The sequence below is a fragment of the Enterobacter cloacae complex sp. P14RS genome, assembly GCF_014895895.1.
GTDB lineage: Bacteria > Pseudomonadota > Gammaproteobacteria > Enterobacterales > Enterobacteriaceae > Enterobacter > Enterobacter bugandensis.
Map to the genome: position 1 here is coordinate 77606 of NZ_JADBQM010000024.1, position 11841 is coordinate 89446.

Consider the following 11841-nt stretch of genomic DNA (forward strand, 5'->3'; position numbering starts at 1 on the left):
AGGAAACACATCATCATGACCAAAGCAGAAAAGGTCGTCTGGACCGAAGGCATGTTCCTGCGTCCACACCATTTTCAGCGGACTGAAAGTTATCTGCTCAACCATGTTCGTGAGTGGGGTGCGCTGCAGCGTTCCTATCTCTGGGGCTTTCTCGACGTAGAACTGGACGAAGCGATGCTTCGCCAGGGCTGCATTGCCCTGAGCTACTGCAGCGGGTTACTGCCGGACGGCACCTTTTTCCAGGTCCGCAACGGACGCAATGGTCCCGCGCCGCTAAAAATTCCTGACAATCTCACCAACGAAAAGGTGGTGCTCGCGCTGCCGGTTCGTCGTGGCGAGCGGGAAGAGGTGATTTTCAGCGAAGAGCCTGCCTCACTGGCCCGCTTCGTCGCGTTTGAGCAGGAGGTGGAGGACGATAACGCCATGTCGGTAGGGGATGCCACCGTCCAGTTTGGCCGCCTGCGCCTGACGCTGATGCTGGAAAAAGACCTCACGGCAGAATGGACATCCATCGGCGTGGCGTTTGTGACTGAAAAACGCAACGACAACCACGTGCGGCTGGATAACAGCTACATCCCGCCGATGCTGAACGCCAATAACAGCCCGCAGATCTACAGCATGATCAACGATCTGCACGGTTTGCTGGTGCAGCGTAGCCAGCAGATTGGCGGCCGCCTGCGTCAGCCTGGCCGCTTTAACACCTCTGAACTGATTGAATTTACGCTGCTTTCGCTCGTGAACCGTCATCTGGGTGAGGTTTCACATTTAAAAACGCTGCCGCTGCTGCACCCGGAAACGCTCTGGCGCAGCTGGCTGCCGTTTGCCACCGAGCTCACGACCTGGACGTCGCAGCGCACCACCGAGAGCGTGCTGCCGATCTACGATCACGACGATCTGGCGAACTGCTTCAGCAAGCTGATGCTGATGCTGCGCCAGGGGCTGTCGCTGGTGATGGAAGACCACGCCATTCAGCTGCCGCTTAACGAGCGCTCGCATGGCCTGAACATCGCCACCGTTCCTGAAACCAGCATGGTGCGCGAATTTGGCTTCGTGCTGGCGGTGAAAGCCAACGTGCCGGGCGAACACCTGCAAACCCATTTCCCGGCGCAGATGAAAATTGCCCCGGTCTCGAAAATTCGCGATCTGGTTCAGCTGCAGCTGCCGGGCATTATGCTGCGCGCCATGCCGGTCGCGCCGCCGCAGATCCCGTGGCATGCCGGCTACAGCTACTTCGAGCTGGAGAAGGGCAGCGAGCTGTGGCACGAGATGGATAAGTCCGGCGCATTCGCCCTGCACCTTGCAGGGGAGTTCCCGGGGCTGGATATGGAGTTTTGGGCCATCCGTAGCCCGACAGAATAATAAAGCGAGCGCTTAATATGCAGGAACGACAGGATAGCGGCAGTGATGCCGCGTTTACCGGAGCCAGTAGCAACAATCAGCTGGTGGCGGCCGCCAATCCGCTGCTCAACGCGATTCCGCAGATCCGTCATTCGGTATCACATGACGATCAGGTGGCGTTACGCCAGCGCCTGATCGATGAGATTCGCCGTTTTGAAGTCCGCTGTCAGCAGGCGGGGCTGCCCTACGAAGTGATCGTCGGGGCGCGCTACTGCCTGTGCACGGCGCTGGACGAGGCCGCCGCGCTGACTCCCTGGGGCAGCAGCGGCGTTTGGTCCAGCAATGGCCTGCTGGTGACGTTCCATAACGAAACCTGGGGCGGCGAAAAGTTCTTCCAGCTGCTGGCGCGCCTGTCGCAGAACCCGCGCGAGCATATCCTGCTGCTGGAGATGATCAACTACTGCCTGCTGCTCGGCTTCGAGGGGCGCTATCGGGTGCTGGACAATGGCCGCACCCAGCTTGAAACCATCAAGCAGCGGCTGTGGCAGATGATCCGCGGCGTGCGCGGCAGCTATCCGCCGCCGCTTTCTCCCCATCCGGAAGATCGTCCGGTGCTGCGCAAGCTCTGGCGGCCGATGGTTCCCCTGTGGGCCTGCGTGGCGCTGGCCGGGTTTATCGCCTGCCTGTTTTATATCGTGCTTAACTGGCGCCTTGGCGACAACACCAACCCGGTGCTGGCGAAGATTTATCAGTCCCAACTGCCGGAAACCACCATCCAGCAGCCGGCGCGTCAGCTGCCCGCGGTGCTTAACCTGCGCGGCTTCCTGAAGCCTGAAATTGAGGCGGGCCTGGTGGCGGTAAAAGACCAGGCAGATCGCAGCGTCGTGATCCTGAAGGGCGACGGGCTGTTTGCCTCCGCCTCGACCGTCGTGCGTGACCGCTATGAACCGGTCATCAACCGCATTGCGCAGGCGATGAACAACGTCAGCGGCAAAATTCTGGTGGTGGGCTACAGCGATAACGTGCCGATCCGCAGTGCGCGCTTTGCCTCTAACTACGAGCTCTCACTGGAACGCGCGCGCTCCGTACAGAAAATGCTGCAGGGAAGCCTCTCTCAGCCTGGCCGCGTGAAGGCGGAAGGGCGGGGCGAGATTAACCCGGTGGCGCCGAACACGACGCCGGAAAACCGCGCCCGTAACCGCCGTGTGGAAATTACTCTGCTGGTGTCGCCTGAAAACACCCAGGCCGAGCTGAACGGATTGCCGCAAGGAAACTAAGGATGCTGACTACACTTCTTTCCATTCTGACCAACCGCATTCTGTGGAGCTTCCTCGGCGTAACGGCGCTGGCGGCGGTGATCTGGATGATTGGCCCGCTGTTGTCCATCGTGGACACCCGACCGCTTGAATCCGAACAGAACCGCATCATCAGTATCGCCGTGGTCTACCTGCTGTGGGCGCAGGGCCATATTCTGCCGCGCCTTTATAACGCCTGGCTGAACCGCAAGCTGATGGACAAGCTCAACGAGAACACCACCAGCCCGGAGGCGGCGGATCCGCAGCAGCGCCTGAACAGTGAGGAGCAGATCCTCGCCAGCCGTTTTGATGAAGCCGCGCAGATGCTTAAAAAAGCGCACTTCAGCAAAGCGGGCCAGGGCGCTCAGTGGACCCAGCGCTTCAGCACGCAATATCTCTATCAACTGCCGTGGTACGTCATTATCGGCGCGCCGGGCTCCGGTAAAACCACGGCGCTGGTGAACTCCGGGCTGCAGTTCCCACTGGCCGACCGTTTTGGTAAGACCGCGCTGCGCGGTATTGGCGGCACGCGCAACTGCGACTGGTGGTTCACCAACGAGGCCGTGCTGCTGGACACCGCGGGTCGCTATACCACCCAGGAGAGCGAGCAGGCGCAGGATGCCGGTGAGTGGCTGCAGTTCATGGGGCTACTGCGCAAGTACCGTCGCCGCCAGCCGATCAACGGCGTCATCGTCACGATCAGCATTTCGGACCTGCTGACCCAGTCTGCCGAGGCGTCCCGCCAGCAGGCGGTGAACCTGCGCCAGCGCCTGTCTGAGCTGCATGAACAGCTGGGTATCCGCTTCCCGGTGTACGTGATGGTGACTAAGGCCGACCTTCTCAAAGGCTTCCGCGCCTGGTTTGCCGACTACGATAAAGCGCAGCGCGACCAGATCTGGGGCTTCACGCTGCCGTGGGAGCAGACCAAACACGCCGATTACGACCTGATGGGCAACTTCCAGCAGGAATTTTCTCTGTTACAGCAGCGTCTTGATGCCGGGCTGCCGGAAACCATGCTCAAAGAGCATGACGCGAAAACCCGCGCCGAAGCGTATCTCTTCCCGCAGGAGTTCGCCGCGCTGCGTCCGCTGCTGGCGGACTACCTGAGCACGGTCTTTGCGCGCTCCAACTTCGAAACTGAGTTCTCCCCGCGCGGGATCTACTTCGCCAGCGGGACGCAGGAAGGCATGCCGTTTGACCGCGTAATGGGCGAACTGAACCGCGCGCTCTCCCTGCCGGAAGGGGCAGAGCGCGATAACTGGGATTCGGTCAGTAAAGAAGCCCCAATCCCGGGCGCGAAGGGCCAGAGTTTCTTCATCAAGAACCTGCTGCAAAACGTTATTTTCCAGGAAGCCGGGATCGCCGGGGAAAACCGCTGGTGGGAGCTGCGCAACCGGGCGGTGATCTGGTCCGGCTACGTGGCGCTGCTGGCCCTGCTGGCGATCCTCGGCGGGCTGTGGCTGACCAGCTATGCTAAAAACAAGGCCTATCTGGAAGAGGTGGATGCGAAGGTGCCGCTGCTGGACCAGCAGAGCAAAGCGTTGCAGAACCAGCCGCAGCGTGACCTGTTCGATCTGCTGCCATTGCTGAATGGCCTGGTGGACCTGCCGAAAAGCGACGCGTTTGATGTCAACGATCCGCCAGTCTCCCGCCGCATGGGGCTTTACCGTGGGGATGACGTCAGCGATGCTTCGCAGTCCCTGTACCAGAAGGCGCTGGATCAGCTGCTGTTGCCCGCCGTTGCTATGCACATCACCACCTGGCTGCGCAACGATAACGGCAGCGACGTGGAGTACAGCTACGAGGCGCTGAAAGCCTATCAGATGCTCTATCAGCCGAAGCACTACGACGGCAAATTCCTGCACTCCTGGGTGATGCTCAACCTGCAGCGCAACCTGCCGCAAAACGTCACGAAGGCGCAGCTGCAGCAGCTCGAATGGCATCTCACCCAGCTGCTGGAGCCGAAAATTCAGGCCTCGCCGTACGCGCAGGACGAATCCCTGGTGGCGCGTGAAAGAGCGCTGATCGGCCAGCAGCCGCTTTCAACCCGCGTCTACGGTCGCCTGAAGCGCCTGCTGGAACATGACGACAACCTCAAACCGGTCTCCCTTTCCGACCTGGGCGGGCCACAGAGCGAGCTGGTGTTTTCCCGCAAAAGCGGTAAGCCGGTGAGCGAAGGGGTGCCGGGTCTTTATACGCCGGACGGTTACTGGAAAAGCTTTAACAGCCAGATTGACAGCGTAACGACCGCCCTGCATGAAGACGACGCCTGGGTGCTGGGCGCCGCGACCGCGCAGGAAGATAAACAGCAGATCGATAACGCCGTACGCCAGCTCTACATGCGCGACTTTATCGCGAACTGGGATCGCTTTCTCGCCGACATTCAGCTTAACAACAGCGCCGATCTCTCCCAGCGCATCAACACTGCGCGCCTGCTCTCTGGCGCAAACTCGCCCCTGCGCCGTCTGGTGCAGAACCTGAGCCAGGTGCTGACGCTCTCCCGAGATACCCCGGCACCGGAAGATGCCGATAAAGCGCAGGCGCAGAGCAACCGCGCCACCCGCACGCTGGAAGCGCTGTTCAGCAATAATGACAATGCCCCGACGCAGGCCGCCGCGATTACTCAGGCGCCGGAGCAACTGGTGACGGACCACTACGCGCCGATGATTGAGCTGGCCCAGCCGCTGGAAAAGGGTGGCAAGACCATCGTCTTTGATGATTTTCTTAAGCAGGTGGATGAGCTTTATCGTTACCTGACCGCCGTGCAGGACGCCGCCAACAGCGGTATGCCGGCACCGGGCGGCGAGGCGATCAGCCGTCTGCAGGCCAGCGCCGGTCGACTGCCGGGCGGATTGCAAACCATGTTCAGCAACATGGCGGTGGGGGCCAGTAGCGATACCCAGCGCCGCGATCTGGAAAACGTGCGTAAGCGGATCAACGTTGAAGTCGGCGGTTTCTGCCGTCAGGCGATCGCCGGTCGCTACCCGCTGGTGCGCAGCGCCAGCACTGAGGTCACTCCGGACGATCTCGCCCGCATGTTCGCGCCGGGCACCGGGCTGATGGATACCTTCTTTCGCGACAACCTGACCAGCAAAGTGGATACGACGCAGGCAAACTGGCGCTTTATGCCGGGTATCGACGGTAAAACCCTGCCGGGCAGCGAAGGGCTGCTGAGACCGTTCCAGCAGGCCCAGTCGATTCGCGACGCCTTCTTTGCTAACGGCGCAACCACGCCGTCTTTCAAGGTGACGGTTCGCACCGTGCGAATGGATAACACCATTCTGAACCTGACGCTGGATGTCGACGGCCAGCTGCTGCGTTACAGCCACGGTCCGCAGGCGGTGCAGATCATGAACTGGCCGGGGCCGGGCGGCACCAACCAGGTCCGTATGCAGCTGGGTCTGGCTAACGGCAGCACCGCGACGCTTGTGACCAACGGCTCCTGGGCGCTCAACCGCTTTTTTGACAAAGCGAGCACCAGTCCGGGCGCGGGTAGCCTGAGCCGTCAGGCCACCTTCAACGTCGACGGACATCAGGTCACGCTGGAGTTTGCGCCGAACAGCATCCGCAACCCGTTCCAGCTTCCCCGTTTTTCATGCCCATAACCGCAAGGACAGCCGTATGACGAATACCCCTGCGATGAACCGCTACAGCTGGTATGGCAAATTACCCAGCGCCGGAGATTTCCTGCAGCGTCGCTTTCCTGACACCTTACAGCGCCAGTGGTCGCACTGGTTTCAGGTTGGCCTGCTGGCCTGGCAGCAGGAAGAGCAGCGCAGCGGCGAGCGCCAGTTCACCAAAGCTCCGGTCTGGAATTTCGTCGTCCCGCCGATGCTGGGCAGCCAGATGATCCAGATGGGCTGCCTGCTGCCCGGCCGCGACAGCGTTGGCCGACAGTACCCGGTCTGCATTCAGTTGAGCTTCGCCCCGTCAGAGTGGTCGACCAGCCTGCTCAGCCAGGCGGAGAGCTGGTATCAGCAAATTGGTCGTCTGGGGCTGCACGCGGTGCGTAACAGCTTTTCCGCCTCGCAGCTGGATGAGATGCTGATGTCCATTCCGGCGCCGCAGCCCGTCGAGCCGCAGAAGCGCTCTGACATCCTCGACGTCATTGGTTACGACGAGGACGGCCAAAGCACGCTGGGCTGGCCGCAGGCGGCAGAGTGCTTTGACCCGCTGCGTCAGACCAGCTACTGGTGGACCAACCGCTGCGACGGTTACCCGCTATACACCCACGTTCACAGCGGCAACTTCACCGGCCAGCTTTTTACCCTGCTGTTCGACCCGGCAGGGGGCGCCCGCCCGGGGCGTCACGGTCTCTATCCGCCTATGTTTGAATAAGCAGGGATCTCATGAATATCGAAGAATTTCTCGCGCCAATAAGTCCCGATAAGCCCTGTGGCGACAATCTGGAATATGACGCTGACTTCCAGGCGATGAACCAGGCCAGTCAGGGCAAAGCGGAACAGCAGTTTGGCGACACCATCATCCCGGCAGAGCCTGCGGACTGGAACACGGTAGAAAAATTCGCTACCAGCCTGCTGAGCCGCACCAAAGATCTTCGCGTGATGCTAGCGTTAACCCACGCCTGGACCCGCCGTCGCGGTCTTGTGGGCTACGCGGACGGGCTGTTGCTGGTGCAGGAGGCTATCGCGCGCTACTGGGAGCCGCTCTATCCGCTGCTGGAAGAGTATGGCGAAACCGACCCGTTCTATCGCATTAACGCTCTGGCAGGGCTGAGCGATAAATCCGAGCTCACCGTCGCGGTACGTAACGCCTCGCTGCTGCGTTCAAACGGCGATGAAATTTCGCTGCGTGACGCCCAGGCGCTGCTGGACGGCAGTAAAACCGAATGTCCGGACTATCCCGGCGGCCGTCCAAGACTGATTGACGAACTGGCCCGCGGCGACCAGCCGGGGACCGCAGCGGTCATTGTGATTAACGAACGACTGCTGGCCATCCGCGAGCTGCTCACCGGGCATCTCGGTGAAAGCGGCGTACCGGAAATGGAACAGCTGTTGAAAACCGTGGGGCTGGTCGCCAGCGCGTGTCAGGTGACCGACATCAGCAAGCTGCTGCCGAACCGTGAAGCGCAGGCTGAACAGCACGCTGAGCCGCAGCCTGCGGCAGCGCAGCCCGTTCAGCCGGTCACCGACTGGCGCAGCGTGCAGGTTACCAGCCGCGCCGACGCGCAGCTAATGCTGGAAAAAGCGAAGCAGTATTTCGCGCAGTACGAACCGAGCCACCCCGCGCCGCTGATGATTGAACGGGTGCAGCGGCTGTCAGAACTTAACTTTATGGACATTATTCGCGACCTGGCGCCAGACGGCGTTAACCAACTGGAAAACATCTTTGGACGCCGCGAATGACGCGTCCTGGCATTATGACGACAGGCATGGAGTCTGCCGTTTCACCTTCACCGCGCATCTTTGATGGAGAACATCATGGCAATGAGTAACAGTGGACAGAAATTCATCGCACGCAACCGTGCTCCCCGCGTGCAGATCGAATACGACGTAGAGATCTACGGTGCAGAACGCAAAATTCAGCTGCCGTTTGTGATGGGCGTTATGGCCGATCTGGTTGGCAAGCCGGTGGAAAACCTGCCAGCCGTCGACGAGCGTAAATTCCTGGAAATCGACATCGATAACTTCGATGAACGCATGAAGGCGCTGAAGCCGCGCGTGGCGTTCCAGGTAGATAACACCCTGACCGGCGAAGGTAAGCTCAATGTCGATCTGACCTTCGACAGCATGGACGACTTCCTGCCGGACGCGGTGGCCCGCAAGGTTGAGCCGCTGAACAAGCTGCTGGAGGCGCGCACGCAGCTCTCTAACCTGCTGACCTACATGGACGGCAAAAACGGTGCGGAAGAGCTGATCGCAAAAATTCTCCAGGATCCGACGCTGCTCAAATCCCTGAGCCAGTTGCCGAAAAATGACGAAAGCGCGAAAGGTAGCGAGGAATAATCGATGAGCAACCAGACTCAACAACACGATCAGCAGGCGGGTCAGGCGTTCAGCCAGGATGAGTTCAGCGCGCTGCTGAACAAAGAGTTCCGCCCGAAAACCGATCAGGCCCGCTCCGCCGTGGAGAGTGCGGTCAAGACTCTGGCGCAGCAGGCGCTGGAAAATACCGTTACCTTCTCGAACGACACCTACCGCACCATTCAGAACCTGATTGCCGGTATCGACGAGCAGCTCTCGCAGCAGGTGAACCAGATCATTCACCACGAAGAGTTTCAGAAGCTGGAGAGCGCCTGGCGCGGTCTGAGCTACCTGGTCAACAATACCGAAACTGACGAGATGCTGAAGATCCGCTTTATGAGCATCTCCAAGCAGGAGCTGGGCCGCACCCTGAAGCGCTACAAGGGCGTGGGCTGGGACCAGAGCCCGATCTTCAAGAAAATCTACGAGCAGGAGTACGGTCAGTTCGGCGGCGAGCCGTTTGGCTGCATCGTCGGCGACTATTACTTCGACCACAGCCCGCAGGACGTTGAGCTGCTGGGGGAAATGGCGCGCATCGGCTCTGCGGCGCACTGTCCGTTCATTACCGGTACCGCGCCGGGCGTGATGCAGATGGAGTCCTGGCAGGAGCTGGCTAACCCGCGCGATCTGACCAAGATCTTCCAGAACACCGAATACGCCGCCTGGCGTTCACTGCGTGAATCCGAAGACGCCCGCTATCTGGGGCTGGTGATGCCGCGCTTCCTGTCGCGCCTGCCGTACGGCATTCGCACTAACCCGGTGGACAGCTTTGACTTTGAAGAGCAGACCGACGGCGCAAACCACAACAGCTACTCGTGGGCGAACGCGGCCTATGCGATGGCCGCCAACATCAACCGTTCCTTCAAAGAGTACGGCTGGTGCACCTCGATTCGCGGCGTGGAGTCCGGCGGGGCGGTGGAAAACCTGCCGTGCCACACCTTCCCGAGCGATGACGGCGGCGTGGACATGAAGTGCCCGACCGAGATCGCCATCAGCGATCGTCGCGAAGCCGAGCTGGCAAAAAACGGCTTTATGCCGCTGGTACACCGTAAAAACTCCGACTTTGCCGCCTTCATCGGCGCGCAGTCTCTGCAAAAACCGGCGGAGTATCACGATCCGGATGCCACCGCCAACGCGCGCCTGGCGTCTCGTCTGCCGTACCTGTTCGCCTGCTGCCGCTTTGCCCACTACCTGAAGTGCATCGTGCGCGACAAAATCGGCTCCTTCCGCGAGCGCGAAGAGATGGAGCGCTGGCTGAACGACTGGGTGATGAACTACGTCGACGGTGACCCGGCTAACTCCTCCCAGGAAACCAAGTCCCGCAAACCGCTGGCGGCTGCGGAAGTGCAGGTGCAGGAAATCGAAGACAACCCGGGCTACTACGCCGCGAAGTTCTTCCTGCGCCCGCACTACCAGCTGGAAGGTCTGACCGTTTCCCTGCGTCTGGTATCTAAGCTGCCGTCGCTGAAGACGAAAGACGCGTAAGAGCAACGTGCGTTTTGTGAGTTTTGCCCGGCGGCGCTACGCATGCACGGGTCTGCAATGAAACGTGCAATCTATTGATATTGTCGCTCGATGTAGGCCGGGTAAGCACAGCGCCACCCGGCAAGAAAGACGGCTGGAACGGTAATAATGACTTCACATTCATTCCGTTATTTCGGAGGAATGTAAGACTGTCAAATGACACGGGTCATTTGATATGAGGCAGAGGTAAAATATGGACGGTTTTATTCAGCCCCATGCTTTCCTGTTTGCCATATAAGTGCTTTTTCGAAAGCAATATTGTTCATCCACGAAGAGTAGATATTATGGCTATTGATATGTTTCTGAAGGTCGAGGGTGTTACGGGCGAATCTAAAGATTCTAACCACACCGGCTGGACTGATATTACCTCCTTCTCCTGGGGCGCTTCCCAGCCAGGTAATATGAGCGTTGGCGGTGGCGGCGGTGCCGGTAAAGTTAACTTTAACGACCTGCACGTTAACGCGCTGATCGACAAATCCACCACCGCTATCCTGAAACACTGCGCCAGCGGTAAACACCTGACTAAGGTTGAGCTGTCCGTCTGTAAAGCGGGCGGTCAGCAGGTGGAATACTCCCGCATTACGCTGGAGGATGTGCTGGTGACTTCCGTTCAGTACACCGGTGCAGACAACGGCGACACCGTGGGTGTGACCTATGCATTCCAGGCTGCGAAAGTGAAACAGCAGTACTGGGAGCAGACCACGTCGGGTGGTAAAGGTGCTGAAAGCAGCGCTGGCTGGAATATCAAAGAAAACAAAGAAGCATAATAATAGTGGGCCCGAAAGGGCTCACTTTACCCTGAGCTTCTTATCAAGGAGAAACGAGATGTCTCATATGCGTCCTGCTTTTGGTGCCGCCTGGAACAGATTCAGAGAAGTGAACGTAAACGTAGAACAGGTTGGCAAATTATTGGGTGGAAAAGTTCAGCATAATATCGACGCCGGTATTTTTAAAAATGCCTGCCCAATTCGTATGAGTTACGTTTTAAATTACTGTGGCATTCCGATCCCCTCTAACAGTAAATATGCGACAGTGACCGGGAACGACAAAAAGCGCTATATGTTCCGCGTTAAAGATATGATTGCATTTCTACCCACGGTACTGGGCAATGCAGATATGTCGGTCTCTTCCCCAACGCCTGCGCAATTTGCAGGCAAGCAAGGCATTATCATCTTTACCGGGCACGGCTGGAGCGACGCAACCGGTCATGTCACACTCTGGAATGGAAATATTTGCTCTGATGATTGCCATTTCCTCGGCTCACCGGGTAATGGTTCGTTTATTCCGACCAACGCCACCTTCTGGAGCCTGAAATGAAACGTTTATTACTGCTGGTATTGGCTATCAATGCCTCTGCTGTTTATGCCCAAAATCTGCCTGCCGTCAGCGCTTTTACTCAGCAACAAATCTTTGAAAATTGGGTGCAAAACCGTTGCATCAGTAAGATCGCGGACAGTAAAAGTCTGAAAGATGATGCAGAGGCCAGCGCGGCCGCCTGGCTGGAAGCAAGCAATCTCCCTGCTGAAAATTTTGAAAAAGCTGACCAGATCATTGTTTCTTCTCTGAAAGAGAAGATAGGCGGTACTGAACCGGGTCAATATCAGGTTTTAAAGTGCAGCTTAATCGCCAACAGCGACGCGATTCGTCCGCTCAAAACCGCAAAATAGAAGCAGTGGAAGCGGCCCCAAACGCCGCCGTTC

Annotated in this window: 10 protein-coding genes; all 10 read left to right on the forward strand. The window is 58.9% G+C overall.

Annotated features, from left to right (window positions below):
- Positions 1 to 15: 15 nt before the first annotated feature.
- The 10 genes from tssK to IM295_RS19575 all read left to right on the forward strand — a co-directional run bounded on the left by tssK (position 16) and on the right by IM295_RS19575 (position 11808).
- On the forward strand, positions 16 to 1359 hold the full coding sequence (gene tssK / locus IM295_RS19530; RefSeq protein ID WP_041909533.1) for a type VI secretion system baseplate subunit TssK: 1344 nt from the start codon (positions 16 to 18) through the stop codon (positions 1357 to 1359).
- A gap of 17 nt (positions 1360 to 1376) precedes the next feature.
- Positions 1377 to 2615, forward strand: coding sequence for a DotU family type VI secretion system protein (locus IM295_RS19535; protein WP_028013493.1), 1239 nt, complete (start codon positions 1377 to 1379; stop codon positions 2613 to 2615).
- Between the two features lie 2 nt (positions 2616 to 2617).
- Entirely contained in the window at positions 2618 to 6238 is a 3621-nt protein-coding gene (gene tssM, locus IM295_RS19540; protein ID WP_063437359.1) for a type VI secretion system membrane subunit TssM, read from the forward strand.
- A 16-nt stretch (positions 6239 to 6254) separates the two neighbouring features.
- Positions 6255 to 6971, forward strand: a complete 717-nt coding sequence (tagF, locus tag IM295_RS19545) for a type VI secretion system-associated protein TagF (RefSeq protein ID WP_028013492.1) — start codon at positions 6255 to 6257, stop codon at positions 6969 to 6971.
- Positions 6972 to 6982: 11 nt separating this feature from the next.
- Positions 6983 to 7999 carry a type VI secretion system protein TssA gene (gene tssA / locus IM295_RS19550; RefSeq protein WP_059358143.1) on the forward strand — a complete coding sequence of 339 codons (1017 nt, stop codon included), beginning with the start codon at positions 6983 to 6985 and terminating at the stop codon, positions 7997 to 7999.
- Between the two features lie 75 nt (positions 8000 to 8074).
- The gene (gene tssB, locus IM295_RS19555; protein ID WP_008502644.1) at positions 8075 to 8599 is read left to right on the forward strand and encodes a type VI secretion system contractile sheath small subunit; all 525 of its coding nucleotides are present in this window, start codon (positions 8075 to 8077) and stop codon (positions 8597 to 8599) included.
- Positions 8600 to 8602: 3 nt separating this feature from the next.
- The gene (gene tssC, locus IM295_RS19560; protein WP_006810956.1) at positions 8603 to 10102 is read left to right on the forward strand and encodes a type VI secretion system contractile sheath large subunit; all 1500 of its coding nucleotides are present in this window, start codon (positions 8603 to 8605) and stop codon (positions 10100 to 10102) included.
- Positions 10103 to 10425: 323 nt separating this feature from the next.
- Positions 10426 to 10908 (forward strand): type VI secretion system tube protein Hcp, encoded by a 483-nt coding sequence (locus IM295_RS19565; protein WP_008502640.1) that lies wholly within the window; start codon positions 10426 to 10428, stop codon positions 10906 to 10908.
- A 58-nt stretch (positions 10909 to 10966) separates the two neighbouring features.
- Positions 10967 to 11458, forward strand: coding sequence for a type VI secretion system amidase effector protein Tae4 (locus tag IM295_RS19570; RefSeq protein ID WP_023330611.1), 492 nt, complete (start codon positions 10967 to 10969; stop codon positions 11456 to 11458).
- Positions 11455 to 11808: a T6SS amidase immunity protein Tai4 family protein gene (locus tag IM295_RS19575; RefSeq protein WP_047364888.1), complete on the forward strand. Its 354-nt coding sequence runs from the start codon at positions 11455 to 11457 to the stop codon at positions 11806 to 11808. Before IM295_RS19570 ends, IM295_RS19575 begins: the two co-directional genes overlap by 4 nt.
- The last annotated feature ends 33 nt before the right edge of the window (positions 11809 to 11841 follow it).

Coding starts and splice junctions, on each gene's coding strand:
- tssB (WP_008502644.1), top strand. CDS start 8,075: ATGGCAATGAGTAACAGTGGACAGAAATTCATCGCACGCAACCGTGCT.
- IM295_RS19535 (WP_028013493.1), top strand. CDS start 1,377: ATGCAGGAACGACAGGATAGCGGCAGTGATGCCGCGTTTACCGGAGCC.
- IM295_RS19565 (WP_008502640.1), top strand. CDS start 10,426: ATGGCTATTGATATGTTTCTGAAGGTCGAGGGTGTTACGGGCGAATCT.
- tssK (WP_041909533.1), top strand. CDS start 16: ATGACCAAAGCAGAAAAGGTCGTCTGGACCGAAGGCATGTTCCTGCGT.
- tssM (WP_063437359.1), top strand. CDS start 2,618: ATGCTGACTACACTTCTTTCCATTCTGACCAACCGCATTCTGTGGAGC.
- tssC (WP_006810956.1), top strand. CDS start 8,603: ATGAGCAACCAGACTCAACAACACGATCAGCAGGCGGGTCAGGCGTTC.
- tagF (WP_028013492.1), top strand. CDS start 6,255: ATGACGAATACCCCTGCGATGAACCGCTACAGCTGGTATGGCAAATTA.
- IM295_RS19575 (WP_047364888.1), top strand. CDS start 11,455: ATGAAACGTTTATTACTGCTGGTATTGGCTATCAATGCCTCTGCTGTT.
- IM295_RS19570 (WP_023330611.1), top strand. CDS start 10,967: ATGTCTCATATGCGTCCTGCTTTTGGTGCCGCCTGGAACAGATTCAGA.
- tssA (WP_059358143.1), top strand. CDS start 6,983: ATGAATATCGAAGAATTTCTCGCGCCAATAAGTCCCGATAAGCCCTGT.